This is a genomic window from Aliivibrio sp. 1S128 (genome assembly GCF_001691065.1).
Classification (GTDB): domain Bacteria; phylum Pseudomonadota; class Gammaproteobacteria; order Enterobacterales; family Vibrionaceae; genus Aliivibrio.
Map to the genome: position 1 here is coordinate 159,028 of NZ_MAJV01000091.1, position 19,235 is coordinate 178,262.

At 39.3% G+C, this 19,235-nt stretch carries 17 protein-coding genes; 13 read left to right on the plus strand and 4 right to left on the minus strand.

Annotated features, from left to right (window positions below):
* The first annotated feature begins 2 nt into the window (after positions 1-2).
* From tsaB to rnd, 6 genes are all read left to right on the plus strand, one after another.
* Positions 3-704 carry a tRNA (adenosine(37)-N6)-threonylcarbamoyltransferase complex dimerization subunit type 1 TsaB gene (gene tsaB / locus A6E03_RS10945; protein WP_065593676.1) on the plus strand — a complete coding sequence of 234 codons (702 nt, stop codon included), beginning with the start codon at positions 3-5 and terminating at the stop codon, positions 702-704.
* A gap of 58 nt (positions 705-762) precedes the next feature.
* Positions 763-1,077, plus strand: coding sequence for a chromosome partitioning protein ParA (locus A6E03_RS10950; protein WP_065593675.1), 315 nt, complete (start codon positions 763-765; stop codon positions 1,075-1,077).
* 26 nt (positions 1,078-1,103) lie between these two features.
* Positions 1,104-1,652 carry a Slp family lipoprotein gene (locus A6E03_RS10955; RefSeq protein ID WP_065593674.1) on the plus strand — a complete coding sequence of 183 codons (549 nt, stop codon included), beginning with the start codon at positions 1,104-1,106 and terminating at the stop codon, positions 1,650-1,652.
* A gap of 6 nt (positions 1,653-1,658) precedes the next feature.
* On the plus strand, positions 1,659-2,528 hold the full coding sequence (locus tag A6E03_RS10960; RefSeq protein WP_065600855.1) for an alpha/beta fold hydrolase: 870 nt from the start codon (positions 1,659-1,661) through the stop codon (positions 2,526-2,528).
* 182 nt (positions 2,529-2,710) lie between these two features.
* The gene (gene fadD / locus A6E03_RS10965; protein ID WP_065600856.1) at positions 2,711-4,393 is read left to right on the plus strand and encodes a long-chain-fatty-acid--CoA ligase FadD; all 1,683 of its coding nucleotides are present in this window, start codon (positions 2,711-2,713) and stop codon (positions 4,391-4,393) included.
* A gap of 140 nt (positions 4,394-4,533) precedes the next feature.
* On the plus strand, positions 4,534-5,655 hold the full coding sequence (rnd, locus tag A6E03_RS10970) for a ribonuclease D (RefSeq protein ID WP_065593671.1): 1,122 nt from the start codon (positions 4,534-4,536) through the stop codon (positions 5,653-5,655).
* A gap of 76 nt (positions 5,656-5,731) precedes the next feature.
* Here the strand turns inward: rnd and minE are convergent, their stop codons facing one another.
* From minE to minC, 3 genes are read right to left on the minus strand one after another with little or no spacing between them, the layout of a single operon-like run.
* Positions 5,732-5,992, minus strand: coding sequence for a cell division topological specificity factor MinE (gene minE, locus A6E03_RS10975; protein WP_060991419.1), 261 nt, complete (start codon positions 5,990-5,992; stop codon positions 5,732-5,734).
* Positions 5,993-5,994: 2 nt separating this feature from the next.
* Positions 5,995-6,807: a septum site-determining protein MinD gene (gene minD / locus A6E03_RS10980; protein ID WP_065593670.1), complete on the minus strand. Its 813-nt coding sequence runs from the start codon at positions 6,805-6,807 to the stop codon at positions 5,995-5,997.
* 24 nt (positions 6,808-6,831) lie between these two features.
* Positions 6,832-7,497 (minus strand): septum site-determining protein MinC, encoded by a 666-nt coding sequence (minC, locus tag A6E03_RS10985; protein WP_065600857.1) that lies wholly within the window; start codon positions 7,495-7,497, stop codon positions 6,832-6,834.
* 183 nt (positions 7,498-7,680) lie between these two features.
* Between minC and A6E03_RS10990 the strand changes: the two genes are divergently transcribed.
* Entirely contained in the window at positions 7,681-7,968 is a 288-nt protein-coding gene (locus tag A6E03_RS10990) for a YcgL domain-containing protein (protein WP_065593668.1), read from the plus strand.
* Positions 7,969-7,970: 2 nt separating this feature from the next.
* Positions 7,971-8,945 (plus strand): lytic transglycosylase domain-containing protein, encoded by a 975-nt coding sequence (locus tag A6E03_RS10995; RefSeq protein ID WP_065600883.1) that lies wholly within the window; start codon positions 7,971-7,973, stop codon positions 8,943-8,945.
* A gap of 128 nt (positions 8,946-9,073) precedes the next feature.
* Here the strand turns inward: A6E03_RS10995 and mnmC are convergent, their stop codons facing one another.
* Positions 9,074-11,116 (minus strand): bifunctional tRNA (5-methylaminomethyl-2-thiouridine)(34)-methyltransferase MnmD/FAD-dependent 5-carboxymethylaminomethyl-2-thiouridine(34) oxidoreductase MnmC, encoded by a 2,043-nt coding sequence (gene mnmC, locus A6E03_RS11000; RefSeq protein ID WP_065600858.1) that lies wholly within the window; start codon positions 11,114-11,116, stop codon positions 9,074-9,076.
* A gap of 120 nt (positions 11,117-11,236) precedes the next feature.
* On the opposite strand from mnmC, the gene fabB reads away from it, so the two are divergent.
* The 5 genes from fabB (at position 11,237) to truA (ending at position 19,128) form a co-directional block, all read left to right on the plus strand.
* The gene (fabB, locus tag A6E03_RS11005; protein WP_065593666.1) at positions 11,237-12,448 is read left to right on the plus strand and encodes a beta-ketoacyl-ACP synthase I; all 1,212 of its coding nucleotides are present in this window, start codon (positions 11,237-11,239) and stop codon (positions 12,446-12,448) included.
* A gap of 145 nt (positions 12,449-12,593) precedes the next feature.
* A complete protein-coding gene (locus A6E03_RS11010; RefSeq protein WP_065593665.1) occupies positions 12,594-13,724 on the plus strand; it encodes a 4-phosphoerythronate dehydrogenase in 1,131 nt (376 codons plus the stop codon).
* Complete coding sequence (locus A6E03_RS11015) at positions 13,724-14,737, plus strand: aspartate-semialdehyde dehydrogenase (RefSeq protein WP_065593664.1); 1,014 nt, start codon at positions 13,724-13,726, stop codon at positions 14,735-14,737. Before A6E03_RS11010 ends, A6E03_RS11015 begins: the two co-directional genes overlap by 1 nt.
* Positions 14,738-14,942: 205 nt before the next feature.
* Positions 14,943-18,251 (plus strand): FimV/HubP family polar landmark protein, encoded by a 3,309-nt coding sequence (locus tag A6E03_RS11020; protein ID WP_065600859.1) that lies wholly within the window; start codon positions 14,943-14,945, stop codon positions 18,249-18,251.
* A gap of 88 nt (positions 18,252-18,339) precedes the next feature.
* Positions 18,340-19,128, plus strand: coding sequence for a tRNA pseudouridine(38-40) synthase TruA (gene truA, locus A6E03_RS11025; protein WP_065593662.1), 789 nt, complete (start codon positions 18,340-18,342; stop codon positions 19,126-19,128).
* Positions 19,129-19,235: the final 107 nt, after the last annotated feature.

Consider the following 19,235-nt stretch of genomic DNA (forward strand, 5'->3'; position numbering starts at 1 on the left):
TAATGAGCGTAAAAATTTTAGCGGTAGATACCGCCACTGAAAACTGTTCTGTTACATTGATTGTTGATGGAAAAGTCTATTCTCGACGTGCAGTGGCACCGCGTGAGCATACTATTAAAGTACTTCCTTTTGTTGATGAAGTATTAAAAGAAGCCGGTGTGCGCTTACAAGAGTTAGATGCATTAGCATTTGGTCAAGGCCCAGGTAGCTTTACAGGGGTTCGTATCGGTATTGGTATCGTTCAAGGTTTGGCGTTTGGTGCCGATTTACCTATGATAGGTATTTCCACATTAGAAGCAATGGCACAAGCGGGTTACCGAGTACATGGTGCAACACAAGTCGTAGCCGCGATTGATGCACGTATGAGTGAAGTATACTTTGGTATGTACCAACGTAATGATGATGGTACTTGGGCTTATAATGTCGCTGAAACGGTGTCTGCTCCTGAAGGGCTTGCAACGTATTTACCTGAACAGTCCGGTGAATGGTTAACGGTCGGAACGGGTTGGGATGCTTACACTGAGGCATTGGCTGAATTACCACTAATTCGTAAAGCATCGGATGTGCTTTATCCTGATGCAGAAGATATGGCGTTACTTGCACAGCAAAAGTTTGAACAAGGCTTGGCACTGCCAGCAGAAGAATCTGCACCTGTTTACGTTCGTGATACCGTGACATGGAAAAAACTTCCAGGTCGTGAATAATAGATAAAATGAATGGGGATATTGTTCCCCATTTTTTAATGAATAAAGAAAGGTCACTATGGTCTCAATTCATGGGCTACCACCGGCATTAGTACCGAATAAAAAGGTAAAAAAGCAGCAAGCCGTTGGAAATAAAAATCAGGTTAATAAAGCCAGTGGCAGTAAAGCCATGGTTGCTCAACCATCCAAAGTGACGACTGCGATAACCAATCAAGTAAAGCAGCTTAATGCATCTGAATACGTTAATTCTCGTATTCATTATGATTTACCAGAAGGTGGAAATCGTAAAGCGATGGAAGAGTACATGGACATTATGTTGCAAAAACGCAAAGAGGAACTTGCACAGCTCGTTGGTGTCGATCTGTATATCTAAAAATTAAATTTAAATTAAGGATATTTATGAAATCTTCATTATTATTTCTTTGTGTTTTATTTCTTGCTGGTTGCAGCTCCCTTCCTAAAGAATTAGCTTCGTCTCAGACTACTACGCTAATTGAATATGATGCTTTTGTTACTGCAGCCAAAAAGGATGAAACTGCCGAAGTTCGCTTAGGTGGTGTTATTGCTCGCATTGATAACCTAAAAGACACAACTCGCATTGAAATTGTTAATCTCCCTATTTCTTCATCGGGTAAACCGGACCTCTCTCAAAAGCCAAATGGGCGTTTTGTTGTCTATCTCAATGGTTTTGTCGATCCTGTTACTTATTCTGTCGGTCGATTAGTGACGGTGTTAGGTCTGTCAACGGGTATTGAGGAGGCAAATGTTGGAGAGTTTCTGTATCCATTTCCTGTGATAAAAGCCTCAGCCTTGCACTTATGGCAAATTCAAGAGTATGTGATTAGTAATGACATAAACATGAGTTACATGCCTTGTACTGGTGCTCGTTGTCTTCACCAACGCAGTATTGAAAGCCGACGTGGTAAAGTCGTACAAGAAGTGAAATAAGCTAAGATGCCTTTATTTCAAGAATCTACGTTTACGCTCCACCATGGCACGATTGCTGTGATGGAGATTAAACCAAACGACATTGAGCAAACATTAGTGCTTCTACATGGTTGGCAAGATAATGCAGCGACGTTTAAAACTACAATGGAAGCGTATGCAAAACACCACCCTCACCACCACTTAATTGCTGTTGATTGGTTTGGGCATGGGTTATCAGATCATAAAGGAAATGATAACTTTTATCATTTTTTTGATTATGTTGACGATCTTCATCAAATCATATTGCACATTAAATTAGAAAAAGTGGTTTTAATCGGACACTCTTTAGGGGCTTTAATTGCCAGCGCTTACTGTGCAGTTTTTCCTGAAAAAGTATCTGCATTGATGATGATTGAAGCATTAGGTCCATTGAGTGAAGAAGAGGATGAGATTACCAATAGGCTTCGTCAAGGGATTTTAAGTCGTCAGCGCTATCGTAATAAGCCTCAACGGACATTAAAAGATAGCCAGTCGGCAGTTGAATTACGTTCTAAAGTGAATCAACTTCCTGAGTCTTTGATTGAGCCGATGGTACTTCGTTCGCTCGTATCAAAAGATAATCATGTGCAATGGACTACGGATGCTAAAGTAAAATGCGACTCCTTGTATCGAATGAGTGAGAACCATGCTTTATCATTACTTTCTAAAATAGAATGCCCTGTAATCGCAGTTATCGGTAATGATGGTTATGATCATTTAAAGCAAAAATCTCATCGTTATGGTTATATTTCAGGTTTTCAATGTTATCAAGTTGATGGTGGTCATCATTGTCATTTAGAGCAGCCAGAGAAAATTAGTACTTACATCGGCGTTCTTGTTAACAGAATTTACACATAACTGCTTCACATATTTAAAAAAAGACCTTGTTTGTGGTCAAATAACGAACGAATAGATAATAGGTAATAAAATTAGTTGACTATACTTGTAGAGTAAATAGTCTACTCGTTAAAAGTGATAACGATCACTGTTTTGATTATTGCTAACAGAGTAATAAATCGTATATAGAATAGGAGAAAAGCGTGGATAAAGTTTGGCTTTCACGTTACCCAGAAGACGTACCAGCAGAAATTAACCCAGATCAATACAGCTCATTAGTTGATATGTTTGAGCAATCGGTTCATAAATATGCCGATCAACCTGCATTTATTAACATGGGTTCAGTCATGACATTTCGTAAGTTAGAAGAGCGCAGTCGTGCTTTTGCTGCTTACTTGCAAAATGAACTGAAACTGAAAAAAGGCGACCGAGTTGCTTTAATGATGCCAAACCTACTGCAATACCCAATTGCATTATTTGGTGTGCTGCGTGCAGGTATGGTAGCGGTAAATGTTAACCCACTTTATACTCCGCGTGAGTTAGAGCATCAATTAACAGACTCAGGTGCTGCGGCAATTGTTATTGTGTCGAACTTCGCTAGTACGCTAGAAGAGATTGTAGATAATACGCCAGTAAAACATGTAATTTTAACTAACTTAGGTGAACAACTTCCTCGTGCAAAAGGCACAATTGTTAACTTCGTTGTTAAGTACGTGAAAAAAATGGTGCCAAAATACGACCTGCCTGATGCAACATCAATGCGTAATGCATTACGTAGAGGTCGTAGAATGCAGTACATCAAGCCATTTATTGATAGTCAAGACTTAGCCTTCCTTCAATATACCGGCGGTACTACAGGCGTAGCAAAAGGCGCAATGCTGACTCATCGTAATATGATTGCTAACGTAATGCAGGCGAAAGGCGCTTATGGTCCAGTTTTAACTGAAGGCCGTGAGCTGATTGTTACCGCATTACCGCTTTATCATGTATTTGCGTTAACCGTAAACTGCTTATTGTTTATAGAAATGGGCGGAAGAAATTTATTAATCACGAACCCTCGTGATATTCCTGGTTTTATTAAAGAGCTACAGAAATACCCATTTACGGCTATTACTGGTGTAAATACGTTATTTAATGCACTCGTGAATAACGAAGATTTCCATGAATTAGATTTCAGCAATCTTCGCTTATCTGTGGGTGGTGGTATGGCTGTGCAGCGTGTAGTTGCCGAAAAATGGCAACAGCACACGGGTTGTTATTTATTAGAAGGCTACGGTTTAACAGAGTGCTCACCACTGGTTGCTGCCTATCCCCATAATCTAACGTCATACAATGGTTCTATTGGCTTACCGGTTCCATCAACTGAAGTTCGAATGGTTGATGATGAAGGAAATGTCGTCGCAAATGATCAAGTGGGAGAACTTCAAGTTCGTGGCCCTCAAGTCATGAAAGGCTACTGGAATCGTTCTGAAGCAACAAAAGATATGATCACAGAAGATGGTTGGGTAAGCACCGGCGACATCGTTAAATTTGATGATGAAGGCTTCCTACATATCGTCGATCGTAAAAAAGACATGATTCTGGTATCAGGCTTTAACGTATACCCAAATGAGATTGAAGATGTTGTTGCTCTGCACGGTAAAGTGTTAGAAGTTGCTGCAGTCGGTAAACCACACCCAACGTCTGGTGAAGTGGTTCGAATTTGTGTCGTTAAGCGCGATCCAAGCCTTACTAAAGATGAGCTTATCGCTCACTGCCGTAAACATCTAACAGGGTATAAAATCCCACGCATTGTTGAGTTCAGAGATGATCTTCCAAAAACAAACGTAGGTAAAATTTTACGTCGTGAGCTGCGTGATGAATATAAAGCAGAAGAAAACGCGTAATTTGGTTACAATGTAAAAACACGATAAATGCCAGCTTAATCGCTGGCATTATTTTTATAATAAGTAAAAATAATAGAGACAAGATAGCTTAGTTTTTCGAGGTTAAGCTATCTTGCCTTATCAGTTATTAAGGAAGAATAGTGGAATTTGAAATAGTGACGCACAGCCAGCGTTTAGCTGAGATCTGTCAGCAAGCAAGTCATAAACCTTTTCTAATGTTAGATACTGAGTTTGTACGTACGAGAACCTTGTATGCACGCTTAGGCCTGATCCAAATGTTTGATGGTGAAACGTTAGCACTGGTTGACCCTGTTGAGATAGATGACTTAACACCACTTTGGGACATACTGAAGGATGAAAGCGTAACTAAAGTGCTTCATGCTTGTGGTGAAGATTTAGAAGTATTTCAACATTACGCGGGCTGTATGCCAACACCAATGATTGATACTCAAATCATGGCCGCATTTTTAGGTTACGGCCTATCAACGGGTTTTGCGAAATTAGTATCAGATTATTTAGGGGTAGACCTTGATAAAGGAGAATCTCGAACTGATTGGATGGCTCGTCCTTTGTCGGATAAACAACTTAATTATGCAGCAGCAGACGTACATTACTTGTTGCCGTTATTTGAAAAGCTACAAGCAGAATTAGCTCAGACAGAGTGGACTGACGCAGCATACCAAGAGTCGACTCTTGCGGTAAGAAAACGTGAAAAGCAACCTGATGCAGAGCAAGCGTATCGAGATATAAAGAATGCGTGGCAACTGAATCCTAAGCAATTAGCAATCTTAAAAATGGCAGCTAAATGGCGTTTAGAAGAAGCAAGAAAGCGTGACTTAGCTGTAAACTTCGTGGTTCAAGAATTAAACCTATGGAAATTAGCCCGTTTTGGACTTCGCAGTAAAGAGCAAATGCTAAAAGAAGAGTTCGATTCAAGAGAAGTACAACGTCATGGTGGGAAGTTACTACGTTTTACTTATTTAGCTGATGATCTTTCTGCTGATGAGTATCCAGAAGTGATTACACGCCTAATGGATTACCCTGGTTACAAACAAATATTTAAGTTGTTAAAAGATGAAGTGAAAGAGGCTTCAGAAGAATCGGGTCTAATGCCTGAGTTTTTAGCGTCTAAAAAACAATTAAATCAGTTGTTATCTTGGAAATGGAAAAAAGGGTGTGCACCAGAATGCAGACCAGACGTTGTTCAAGGCTGGCGTGGTAAATTATTAGAAGATCGTTTTATGTCAGTTCTCGATAAATAGAACGAGTATCTGTTTTGATCAAAAAAGGGTGACTACGATAGTCACCCTTTTTTATATGAGATATCAATCATGGAGATTAATGGTCATCTTCTGGTAGAGTCACATTCAGTTCTAGTACTGATAAGTCTTCTTCTTTTTGTTCAAGAGACACTGTCACCATATCAGGACTTACGTTTACATATTTACTGATCACTTTAAGAATATCTTCTTTTAGCTGTGGTAAATATGATGGAGCAGGTCCGCCATTACGACGTTCTGCAACGATGATCTGTAGCCTTTCCTTCGCTATGTTAGCAGTGGCTTTTTTTTGTGGTCTGAAAAACTCTAGCAGTGCCATGCTTAACCTCCAAATAGTCGTTTAAAGATACCTTTCTTCTCTTCTTCTAAGAAGCGGAACGAAACTTCCTTGCCTAACAGACGGTCAACTGCATCTTGGTATGCAGAGCCTGCGTTTGATTCTTCGTCAAAAATTACTGGTACACCTTTGTTTGATGCATTCAATACTGATTGGCTTTCTGGAATAACACCCAATAGAGGGATATTTAGAATCTCTTCAACATCACCCACACTTAACATTTCGCCCTGATTTACACGTATTGGGCAATAGCGAGTTAATAATAGGTGTTGTTTTACTGGCTCTAAAGCTTCTTCTGAACGGTGAGATTTAGAGTCTAAAATACCTAATATACGGTCAGAATCTCGAACTGAAGATACTTCGGGATTGGTTGTGATAATCGCTTCATCCGCAAAATATAATGCCATTAATGCGCCAGCTTCAATACCCGCTGGAGAATCACAAATAATGAAATCAAAATTCATTGCGATAAGTTCGTCAAGAACACGACGTACACCTTCTTTCGTTAGTGCATCTTTATCACGAGTTTGAGAAGCGGGAAGGATAAATAAATTACCTACACGCTTATCTTTAATAAGAGCTTGGTTTAATGTTGCTTCGCCATTGATTACGTTTACAAAATCATAAACAACGCGGCGTTCACAACCCATGATTAAATCAAGGTTACGTAAACCAATATCAAAATCGATTACAGCGGTTTTATTGCCAGCCAGCGCAAGACCGGATGCAATAGCAGAACTAGAAGTAGTTTTACCTACGCCGCCCTTGCCTGAAGTCACAACGACAATACGTGCCATTTTTATTATTCCTTTTATGTTGTGCTATAACGTGAGGGTATCGATCTGAATACGGTCGTCAACCATAGTGATCATGACATTTTGATGCCAATACTCTTTGTCAATTTGGTCGCTTAACCAATAATTACCCGCAATGGAAATTAGTTCAGCTTGTAAGTTTTTACAGAAGACTTTTGCTTCCGTTTGTCCACTTGCACCAGCAATTGCTCTGCCACGCAAGGTTCCATGTATATGTATACTACCATCAGCAATAACTTCAGCCCCAGGACTGACATGGTTTAAAACCACAAGATCTGCATCTTTTGCATATACTTGTTGCCCTGAACGAATTGGTGTTTTAATTACCATCGTTGGTCGCATACTGGCTTTTTGTGTTACCTGCTGGGGCGTAAAAGAAGTCATTACAGCAAAACCAGCGGCTGTTGCTTGAGCCTGTTTTTTTTTGTCTTTGCAGCCTGTGATCCCTACAGGGATCATTCCAGTGCGCTCGACACCAGATTTCAGTTCAACAAAGTTAATTTCATTTGATACATTTTCAATATTGACGACAACCGGAGCAGAAGCAAAAAATGAAGGGGCTTGAGCCACTTTTTCTTCCAGCATACTGAGTGCTTTTTCGATGTCATCATTAGGTAAATGTAATACTGAAAGGGTGAAATTACTGCCCTTTAAATCGGCTGTTTTTGTCATGCTATACTGTATCTTGATAAATTTAATACCACAAATCTGATACCATGTTATAGTCAGTTTGACCGCACAGCAAGTTATCTTATTGTCTTAAGTCTACTTTTTAGCAAGGCTCTCATCAAATAGACATTGATTGAATGTGTTAAGTTGAGAGTAAGTTCAATCCTTTCAAAAATAGGTTATAAAATGTTCTGTTCAATTTATAAAAGTACCAAAAAGCAAGGTGCTTATCTTTATATTGAGAAAAAAGATGACTTTTCTCCAGTACCTAAAGAATTAATGGGTATGTTCGGTACTCCAACTATGGTTATGGTGGTAAATTTAGCTGGTAGGACATTAGCTTCTGTTGATGTCGAAAAAGTTAAAGCTTCAATAAAACAAGAAGGTTTCTTTTTACAACTTCCACCACCGCCAGAAAATTTACTTGAAAAATATAAACAAGATAAAGCGGCACGAAAAAAAGAGAGTCAATGATAATGAAGAAAAAATTACTGCTAGGGATAGTCAGTTTGCTCATGGCAACATCAGCTACAGCAAATACTCCGGAAGGGGAGTTTCAGGATTATATTGTAGAATTAAAAAATGAAGCGAGAGAGTTAGGAATTTCAGAACCAATTCTTGAGCGTGCATTTAAAGATATTGCATTCAAAGAAAAAGCGGTCAAGTCAGATCGAAACCAACCAGAAAAAAAATTAACGCTAGATGAGTACATTCCACGAGCTGTGCCGAAATGGAAAATCAAACAAGCGAACGATTTATATCAAAAACACCATGAAGAATTAGAACGTATTGGAAAAGAATACGGTGTTCAGCCTCGTTTTATTGTTGCGTTATGGGGCGTTGAAAGTAACTTCGGTAAGTTGACTGGTGGTTATAATGTGATCGAAGCATTGACGACGTTAGCTTATGACGGCCGTCGTGAAGAATTCTTCAAAAAACAAACCATGGCAGCATTAACTATTTTAGAGCAAGGGCATATCATGCCTGAAAATATGAAAGGTTCTTGGGCTGGAGCGATGGGCCAATGTCAGTTTATGCCAACCTCGTTTTTAGCTTATGCGGTTGATGGTAATGACGATGGACGTAAAGATATTTGGACGACTGAGGCTGATGTATTTGCTTCTGCTGCTAACTACTTAAAACAGGTTGGTTGGGATGATACTTATACCTGGGGTCGTCAAGTTCAGCTTCCTGAATCATTGGATGCAGAGAGCCTAAAAGGACTATCTGAAGAAAAAGGTAAGACATTAGCACAGTGGCAAGAACTTGGTGTTCGTCGCCTGACTGGTAAAGCGTTACCTGATGTAGATATCGAAGCATGGTTAGTGCAACCAGATGATAAAGATGGTCGTGCGTATCTTGTTTACAATAACTACCAAGTATTAATGGACTGGAACCGTTCGCATTACTTTGCATTAGCGGTGAGTCATTTAGCTGATTCTATTAAGTAACAGAGCAGGGTTCAGATCGCTTCGCTCAAAGGATTCAGGGGAGTTTGTTGTGAGTTTATCGCTTACAAAGAACCCCTGAAACCTGAAAAGGAGCTGGCGACCGACCTAGTCCCTGCTCTTACTTTCTCTTAAATATCCAACGGCTTTCCTTTCAACAACCTTCTCACCCACAATCTTCCTGGGTGCAATCCTTCAAGTACTGAATTTGGTAGCGGAATTGGATCGCCCATGATCTGTGATGCTAAGGTTTCTGCCAATAGTGGCGCAGAGCTTAATCCCCTTGAACCTAATGTCAGCATACAGAATAGGCCTTTATAGACAGGAATGTCTTTAGCTTCACGTAACCAGTGGCGTTTTTTATAGATATATTTGTACTCTTCTTGCATATCCTCAAAACGAACCACATTGCCAAGAAATGGCAGATGATCACGACTGGCGCAGCGAATACCGACACGAGCGTGATTGTCAGACGTATTAGCCTCTTTCACCCAAGCTTCATTAGGAATACATTTCTGTAATCGTTCACCATTTTCAATTTGATCTGATTTTTTAAACGCTAAATCTAAATCACGACGATCGTAACTTGCGCCAATGCAATGGCTTTGATTTTTGCTGTTTTCAGGCGTTAAATAACCGTCATAACACAACACTGTGTTTAGTTTTTTTAGTGATGCCGTAGTAGGGATGTGACTCACTTGGCCTCGAACCGGTGTGGCTGGAATATCTTTTGTCTGTTCGAAATCAGTAAATTTATGGCCATTAGCAACCACAACTGCTTGATGTCGATTTATTTTCTCACCAAGAATAACGGTCCATTGCTTATCGTCAGTTTGAATTAATTGCGTCACTTCAGCATTATTATGCAGCGTAAACAGTGGGTTTTCTGATAAATGAGTAAAGAGCCCACGAGTTAACTGTTTTGGACATAACCAGCCCCCAAGAGGGTAATGAACGCTCTCCATATTGATGGGTAGGCCAACGTGGTGGTTTGTTTCTTCTTTGCTAAATGCGGTGACGAGTTCATTGGGAAACTGAGCAGTTAGCATTTTATTTAATTTATTTTCTGATTTTTCATCCCATTTAAGTTGGGTTACGCCGCACCAATCGTGATCAAATTCCACGTCTTTGGCTGCTTGGTCGATGAATTGACGAGCAAAAATAAAGCCGGGAGCAAAGAATCGTGATAATGAATTAAACTTCTCATTAAGTAATGGATATACAGCCCCTTGCTGATTGCCAGAAGCCCCTTGTGCTGCTTTATTATCTTTACAATAAACGGTTACATTCACACCACGGCGAAGTAATGTTGTCGCCAATGCTGCACTCGCAACACCGCCGCCTACAATGGCCACATCTGTGATATTTTCTGGTGTCGAGCGGGCATACCAAACTGCGTGATTCGCCTTGGTTTTGCGCTCCGCTAATGTACCTGCAATCATGTCTCTTTTATGAGCAAATCCTTTGACTTTTTTCATATCAAAGCCTGCTTCAATCAAGCCTCGACGAACAAAACCCGCGGCAGTGAAAGTAGCACAAGTACAGCCTTCTTTAGCAAGGCTTGCCATATTATTAAAAAGATTTTGATTCCACATCTCAGGGTTTTTACTTGGTGCAAAACCATCTAAAAACCAAGCGTCGATGACACCAGAATCACCCATCCAAATTTGTGGCATACAGTCTTTGATGTCACCAAACCAAAGATCGAGTGTTATCAGGCCATCTTCTAATACTAATCGATGACAATCTGGAACGGCAGCAGGATAATGTTCTTGCAGTTGCTCGGCTAGCTCGGCTAATTCAGGCCATGATTGGTGAGCCTTAATGAGATCGGCTTTAGTGACGGGAAACTTTTCAAAACTGACAAAATGAAGTTCTTTAAGTGCAGCGTCTGGATTTTGTTCTCTAAATGTTTTAAACCATTGCCACACGGCAAGGAAATTTAACCCAGTACCAAATCCCGTTTCACCAATCACAAAGCGACGTTGGTCATATTCTTGCCATCTTTGAGGTAGATGATTTTGCTGTAAGAAGACGTATCGTGTCTCTTCTAATCCATTATCATTAGAAAAATAGACATCATCAAAGTCATTTGAGACGGGGGTTCCAGACTCATTCCAATCAAGGATTGCATTAGTGATGCTGTTTTGTGGTAAAATGTAATTTCGTGACATAAATTAGTACCATTAAAGATAATCTACGTCGGATTTTAACGACTTATAGGAAAGCTGACCACTTTGTTGTGCTATCTTCGCTATTATCTACCAAGATTTATGACTTATTAGGAAAGAATCATGAAAAGAGCCGTAATTACAGGCATGGGCATTGTATCAAGTATCGGTAACAATGCAGAAGAAGTATTAGAGTCTCTGAAAGCTGGTAAATCAGGCATTAACTTCTCTGAGCAGTTCGCTGAAAAGGGTCTGCGCAGTAATGTTTGGGGCGATTTGAAAATGAACCCGGCTGACCACATCGATCGCAAAAAAATGCGTTTCATGGGTGATGCGGCTGCATTTGCTTACATCTCAATGGAGCAAGCAGTAGCAGATTCTGGCTTAACAGAAGATCAAGTTTCAAATGACCGTACAGGTATTGTTGCAGGTTCTGGTGGTGCATCATCACTTAACCAAGTTAATGCAGTGGATATCTTGCGTGAAAAAGGCGTTAAGCGTGTTGGTCCATACATGGTTCCACGTACAATGGCGTCAACGGTTTCTGCATGTCTTGCAACGCCGTTTAAAATTCGTGGTGTTAACTACTCAATGAGTTCTGCATGTGCAACTTCTGCACACTGTATTGGTCACGCGGTAGAGCTTATTCAACTAGGCAAACAAGACGTAATGTTTGCTGGTGGTGGTGAAGAGCTAGATTGGTCATTAACGATGATGTTTGATGCAATGGGCGCACTATCATCAAAATACAATGACACACCAGAAAAAGCATCTCGTACTTACGATGCAGACCGTGACGGTTTCGTTATCTCTGGTGGCGGCGGTATGGTTGTTATCGAAGAACTTGAACATGCACTTGCTCGTGGCGCTAAAATTTACGGTGAAATCGTAGGTTACGGTGCAACATCTGATGGCTACGACATGGTAGCACCATCAGGCGAAGGCGCAGTTCGTTGTATGAAAATGGCAATGCAAAACGTAGACAGCGTAGATTACGTGAACACTCACGGTACATCTACTCCTGTTGGTGATGCAAAAGAGTTAGGCGCTATCCAAGAAGTATTTGGAGCGAACAGCCCAGCAATTTCTGCAACTAAAGCAATGACTGGTCACGCACTAGGTGCGGCTGGCGTTCATGAAGCTATTTACTCAACATTAATGCTAGAGCACGGTTTTATCGCGCCAAGCATCAATATTGAAACCTTAGATCCAGCAGCTGAAGGTCTTGATATCGTTACTGAAAAACGAGATCAAAAACTAACAACAGTTATGTCTAACAGTTTTGGCTTTGGTGGCACAAATGCGACGCTAGTAATTAAGAAATACGAAGCGTAATATTTGCGTAAAGCATAAGTAATAAAAACCCAGTTAATTCAATTGACTGGGTTTTTTTATATCTATTTTTTATGACGATACTGATGTTGCTTAATAGATCGCAGTGATACACTGAATTTACAAACCTAAAAGACAGATATTAAAAATGAAAATATTGATTGATGAAAATATGCCTTATGCGATTGAATTATTCAGTGAATTAGGTGAGGTCATTGCAAAATCGGGTAGGACCTTAACCGCAGATGATTTAATTGATGTTGATGCGTTAATGATCCGCTCCGTTACTAAAGTAAATGCTGAACTAATATCTAAAGCAAATAAATTAAAATTTGTTGGTACAGCAACCGCAGGCATGGATCATGTTGACCAAGTATTACTCAAGAAAAGAGGAATATTTTTTACTGCTGCGCCTGGTTGTAACAAAGTTGGCGTTGCGGAGTATGTATTAAGCTGCATTATGGTATTAGCCCAACAACATGGTTTTTCTATCTTTGATAAAACGTTTGGGATTGTAGGAGCAGGACAGGTTGGTTCTTATCTTGCTAAATGTTTAGATGCATTAAATATTTCTTACTTGCTAAATGATCCTATTAAAGAGCAAGAAGGTGATACGCGTTCATTTGTACCTTTAGGTGAATTATTAGAAAAATCAGACGTTATTACACTTCATACGCCAATCACCCGAGATGGTGAATTTCCAACTTATCACCTAATTGATCAACATAGATTATCAACGTTGCGTGATGACCAAATATTAATTAATGCAGCACGAGGCCCAGTGGTCGATAACCACGAATTAAAGCAGCGTTTATTGAAACAAGATAACTTTAAAGCAGTATTAGATGTTTTTGAGTTTGAACCGCAAGTTGATATGGATTTATTGCCATTACTCTCTTTTGCAACGCCGCACATTGCAGGTTATGGTTTAGAAGGCAAAGCACGTGGAACGACGATGATTTTTAACTCTTATAGTGAGTTTTTAAATCGCAAAGAACGAGCCGATCCACAGAGTTTACTGCCTATTGCGCCAATTCCTAATGTGACACTAAATCAGCAATGGGATCATTCAACACTGCACAATTTGATTCAGTTAGTCTATGATGTGCGAAAAGATGATGCCGTATTTAGAAAAGAGATCTCAACCGTCGGTGCATTTGATAAAATGCGTAAAGATTATTGGGATAGAAGAGAATACAGTGCTATCACGATCACCGGTGATAAATACAGTGGTCTTATCCCGTTAAAACAACTTGGATTTACAATCGAGGAAGTCTAATGACTCAAGAATTTGATGTTGCCATTCTAGGCGCAACTGGTGCCGTTGGCGAAGCAATGATAGATGTATTACAAGAACGTAAGTTTCCTGTGCGTAATTTATACCTTTTAGCTTCTGAACGCAGTGAAGGCAAAACAGTTCGTTTTAATGGTAAAACATTAACCGTTGAAAACGTAGAAGAGTTCGATTGGGGCCAAGTGCAAATCGGTCTATTTTCGGCAGGCAGTGAACTTTCAGCTAAGTGGGCTCCAATTGCAGCGGAAACTGGTGTTGTTGTTATCGATAACACATCCCATTTCCGTTACGATCAAGATATTCCTTTAGTTATCCCTGAAGTAAACCCAGAAGCTTTAGCTGATTTCCGTAACCGTAATATTATCGCGAACCCTAACTGTTCAACGATTCAAATGTTAGTGGCGTTAAAACCAATTCATGATGCAGTAGGGATTGATCGTATCAACGTATCAACGTACCAATCAGTATCTGGTTCAGGTAAAGCGGGTGTTGATGAACTTGCTGGTCAAACAGCGCGACTATTAAATGGTTTACCAGCAGAAAATAAAGCATACGATAAGCAAATTGCATTTAACTGTTTGCCGCACATTGATGAGTTCATGGATAACGGCTACACCAAAGAAGAAATGAAAATGGTGTGGGAAACGCAAAAAATATTTGCAGATGAAAGCATCACAGTAAATGCAACGTGTGTGCGTGTTCCTGTTTTTTACGGCCATGCTGAATCTGTTCATGTTGAAACTCGTGCACCGATTGATGCAGCAGAAGCAACTCGTTTACTTGAAGAAACTGATGGAATTGAAGTCTTCCACGGTAATGATTACCCAACTCAAGTAAGTGATGCTACAGGTAAAGACCACGTAATGGTTGCACGTATCCGTGAAGATATTAGCCATTCTATGGGACTTAATATGTGGGTTGTTGCAGATAACGTACGTAAAGGCGCGGCAACAAACGCCGTTCAAATTGCAGAAATATTAATTCGCGATTATTACTAATCAGACTTATTGATTTTGTGATTAAGAGTTATGTATTTATTAAAATAATTAATATATAACCTCTGAAATTTAAAGCCTTAGTGAAAACTAAGGCTTTTTTCTTCCATAAACCACACAGTTTTTGCTTAAGAGCTACAGTTTTCTTATTATTATCCGATATAGTGATACAGATTTTAATTTTTCATTTTATTAAGAGGCATCTCTAGTGTCTGACGTATCCAACAAATTGTTAAAAACGCTAACTCCTTTAGCCTTATTCGTCGCATCACAATGTTCTGTTGCCAATGCAGCAGGTACAATTCAAATCGTAGGCCCAGAAGGAAAGGATCAAACCGTCAGTTCACAGGTTGTGGCACAATCACAACCAGCGAGAACCGTAACTACAGCCGTCGTTCAAGAAAGAAAGGTCTCACCAGCAAAGATTTATGGACCAACCAAGGAAAATGAAACCTTATGGTCTATTGCAAGTGACATTAACCCATCAAATACCACATCGGTACAACAAACCTTATTGGCTATTTATCGTTTAAATCCACACGCTTTTGAAAATAACAATATTCATGGATTAGAGCCAAATAGCCGTTTACGGTTACCAACGTTAGAACAAGTCCGTCGTGAAAATACAGATGATGCGAAACAACTGCTTTTAGCGCATAAAAAGAAACTCGCTACTCAAAGCACATCCACATCAAAAGCAGTAGAAAAAACACCAGTTCAGGTAAAAAAAGAAACGCCTACGTCACTAAATAAAGTAAAACCAGACATAGTTGAAGCGAAATCAGAAAAAGCGTTAAGCAAAGCGGCAACCCCAACTGACGTTGGAGCATTAAAATCTGAACTAGAAACAACAGAGCAAGAGTTCTCTGCATTACAAGAGAATAACCATCAACTACGAGTTCGATTAGCTGAAGTTCAAAATGAAGTCGATAATTTAAAAAATTCGTTAGGGGATGAAGACCGAATTCGAAATGAAGTCGAAAAATTCATTAATGAACAAAAACAACTTGCGGCTGCTGAGAAAAAAACAGAACCAAGTGCAATGGATAATCTTGCATCTAGCCCAGGTCTAATTGCATTACTTGCTTTAATTCCAGGCGCCTTAATTGCGGGCCTAATTGGTTTCTTCTTATTCCGTCGTAAGAAAGAAGAAGACGAAAGTAGTGCAGAAAACACCAACACTGAACAACCTTCAGCATTAATCATGCCGGATGATCATTTCAATTTAGACGATGATATCCCTGAAATTAGTTTAGATGACGATGATGATATTCTAGCGGATCTGAACGACGATGAATTCTTATTTGGTAATGATGATTCTGATTTAAATGATGACTTATTTGCTGAGTTTGAGACTGAAAATAAAGAATTAGATGATGAGGACCCATTTGCTTTATTAGATGGGGAAGACAATGATGATTTAAATTCAATGTTATCAGATAAAGAACTAGATGACTTAGATGCTATTGATATGTCTTCAAGTGCACTTACTGTTGATTCAGAAGAGAAAGCTCTGGGTCTTGAAGAGATGGAAAAAGCACTGAATGATTTTGACAGTGATTTATTCTCAACTAGCGATTTAGAAGAAGAAGATGACGATTTTGATTTATCACTTATTGATGATTCAGAATTATCAGCGTTAGATAAACCAGCGCCAGAACTAGATGACAATGAAGATCTTGAAGGTGGTGAACTCGATCAATCAATGTTAGATGATCTATTCTCATCAATGGACATGGAAGATGACTCAGAGCTAGACCAAGGTTGGGATCTTGATGAAAAAGAAGAAACCAAACTGGCTCCAGAATCAGCGTCAAAATCAGTAGAAGATGAGTTAGACTTTGATACGTTGTTATCAGGAATAGAAGATAATAAAGATGTTGAAGAATCTGATAAAGAAGAAAGCATTGATTTAGATGTCGATGAAGACAACGTCACGTTATTAGATGAATTACTTGATGAGTCAGACGATGAAGATAGTTTTGATTTAGACATTAAAGATGATAGTACCGCTCTATTAGATGACCTACTGGATGATGATGCCGAGATAGACTTAGATATTGATGATGATAGTACGGCATTACTTGATGAACTACTTAGCGATGATGAAGAGCTGATTGAAGATGATGACGATATTGAAATTGATGAAGATAGCACTGCGCTTTTAGACGAGTTTTTATTAGATAAAGACGAAGATGATACTCCTGAACTGGATGAAGACAGTACAGTACTTCTAGATGAATTGCTTGGTGATGATTTTGAAGAGGAAGAGAAGACTCTGGGAAAGAGTGGCGATGATACTGAAGTAGAAGGTGTTGCAGTATCAGATCTACTTTCAGAAGACACCCCTCGTGATGAAGATTGGTTAGTTGAAGCAGATGACGATGAAGATGATGATATTCCATTGTTTGAATCTGAATCTGAATCTGAATCTGAAGCTAAAGATGAACCGGCAACAGAAGAAGACGATTCGTTATTCGATATTGATGAACTTCTAGATTCAGAAATAGCGCAAGAAGAAACCTCTCCTGAGCTTGATGAATTAGAACTATTAGAAGCAACAAGCCTTGAAACACCTGAGCAAATAGACGTTCAAGATGCAGATGAAAATGAAGCATTAGAGGAAGCCGTTGTTGAAGCCGAAGGATCTGAAGTTAAAGATGAACCAACAACAGAAGAAGACGATTCGTTATTCGATATTGATGAACTTTTAAATTCAGAAACAGAGGAAGAAAAAGACCCTCTTGAGCATACTAAAGATGATGAGAATGACTTTTTATTAGATGATTTCTTAGAGGACAGTGCTGTAGATTTCTCGAAAGAGAATACTGAGGATGATCTTCAATCTGATGAAACTGAAGATAATAATTTTGATGGATTATCTATTGAAGATGCTTTAGCAGCATTGGAAGATGATTCAGAAGTTGCAAACGAGATTGCTACAGAAACATCATTGGATGAAGATAGTTTAACGAAATTAGATGTTGATGAAACCTCTACACCAGACCCTGTTGATTTTCAATCTCGGGTATCTGATGAAGAAAAAGAAGCCTTAACTTATCTTGATAGTTCAGGTTTAGATCTTGATAGCATGTTAGATGATGGTGGTAGTGATTGGAGTGGATTCAATTTAGATAATGCGACAAACACCGAGTCAGAATTAGAAGATGAAGATTGGTCAGAGCAGCCAAGTGTTGAGAGTGATCCTCATGGTGCCGACCGTTTTTTAAGCATTGAAGCGCTGATTGCTGAAAGCGAAAATGGTGATAAGTCGGAGTTTGAAGAAGAGGAATTCAACCTTGATGTCGGTTTAAATGAATTCCCTGATATGCTAAATAACCGAGAACTTCATGATGTTGATGTTAATAATGATGTTCAAAGTAAACTTGATTTAGCGAGAGCATATATTGAAATGTCAGATAAAAAAGGCGCTCTAGAGTTATTAAAAGACGTTTTACATTGTGATGACGTTGCTCTAAGGGCTGAAGCTGAGAAGTTAATGAAACAAATTGATTAGTTCTTTTGAATAATCTCAAAAAGGCGGTGGCAGTGTGCCCCGCCTTTTTTATATAATGACGTATAACTGAATAAAAAGAATTGAAATCATGCGAATAGCTTTATGTATTGAATACGATGGTGCCAGTTACCACGGCTGGCAATCACAAAAAGACGTAACAAGTGTTCAAGAAGAATTAGAAAAAGCCTTAATGATCGTCGCTAATGAACCGATTGAAGTGATGTGTGCAGGCCGAACAGATGCTGGTGTACATGGTACGGGTCAAGTCGTTCATTTTGATACAAATAGCACCCGTAAATTACCCGTATGGATGGTTGGGGTAAACGCAAATTTACCAAAAAACATCGCGGTTCGTTGGGTGAAAGAGGTAAATGAAGATTTTCACGCTCGCTTTACCGCTACAGCACGACGCTACCGTTATATCATTTTTAATAATCGTCAGCGTCCTGCTATCTTTAGTCATGGAGTAAGTCATTACCATGAAGCCCTTGATGCTGATTTAATGCATGAAGCCGGACAGTATTTATTAGGCGAAAATGATTTTACTTCATTTCGAGCTGTTCGCTGTCAGTCTCGTACTCCTTGGCGTAATCTAATCCACTTGAAAGTAACTCGTCATGGGGATTTTATCGTGATTGATATTAAAGCCAATGCCTTTGTTCATCATATGGTGCGTAATATTACTGGTAGCTTAATTGAAGTTGGCAGAGGTAAGCAAAAGCCAGAGTGGATACAATGGTTATTAGAAGCAAAAGATCGTAAATTAGCGGGAGCAACAGCTAAAGCTGAAGGTTTATATCTTATTGATGTTGATTACCCTAAAGAATGGGATTTACCTAGAGTACCGTTAGGACCTTTGTTTTTACCAGATAATTGATCAAATTAATGATAAAGATTACAACTTAAAATAGCCTAAAAAACAGACGTGGATTCAACCTTGAAAATAGGTACAACCAGTTTTTTATCTACACTGGCTATTATTTA

Coding starts and splice junctions, on each gene's coding strand:
- truA (WP_065593662.1), top strand. CDS start 18,340: ATGCGAATAGCTTTATGTATTGAATACGATGGTGCCAGTTACCACGGC.
- A6E03_RS10950 (WP_065593675.1), top strand. CDS start 763: ATGGTCTCAATTCATGGGCTACCACCGGCATTAGTACCGAATAAAAAG.
- A6E03_RS10995 (WP_065600883.1), top strand. CDS start 7,971: ATGAAGAAAAAATTACTGCTAGGGATAGTCAGTTTGCTCATGGCAACA.
- tsaB (WP_065593676.1), top strand. CDS start 3: ATGAGCGTAAAAATTTTAGCGGTAGATACCGCCACTGAAAACTGTTCT.
- A6E03_RS11015 (WP_065593664.1), top strand. CDS start 13,724: ATGACTCAAGAATTTGATGTTGCCATTCTAGGCGCAACTGGTGCCGTT.
- A6E03_RS10990 (WP_065593668.1), top strand. CDS start 7,681: ATGTTCTGTTCAATTTATAAAAGTACCAAAAAGCAAGGTGCTTATCTT.
- A6E03_RS10960 (WP_065600855.1), top strand. CDS start 1,659: ATGCCTTTATTTCAAGAATCTACGTTTACGCTCCACCATGGCACGATT.
- minE (WP_060991419.1), bottom strand. CDS start 5,992: ATGGCACTGCTAGAGTTTTTCAGACCACAAAAAAAAGCCACTGCTAAC.
- minD (WP_065593670.1), bottom strand. CDS start 6,807: ATGGCACGTATTGTCGTTGTGACTTCAGGCAAGGGCGGCGTAGGTAAA.
- fabB (WP_065593666.1), top strand. CDS start 11,237: ATGAAAAGAGCCGTAATTACAGGCATGGGCATTGTATCAAGTATCGGT.
- minC (WP_065600857.1), bottom strand. CDS start 7,497: ATGACAAAAACAGCCGATTTAAAGGGCAGTAATTTCACCCTTTCAGTA.
- mnmC (WP_065600858.1), bottom strand. CDS start 11,116: ATGTCACGAAATTACATTTTACCACAAAACAGCATCACTAATGCAATC.
- A6E03_RS10955 (WP_065593674.1), top strand. CDS start 1,104: ATGAAATCTTCATTATTATTTCTTTGTGTTTTATTTCTTGCTGGTTGC.
- A6E03_RS11010 (WP_065593665.1), top strand. CDS start 12,594: ATGAAAATATTGATTGATGAAAATATGCCTTATGCGATTGAATTATTC.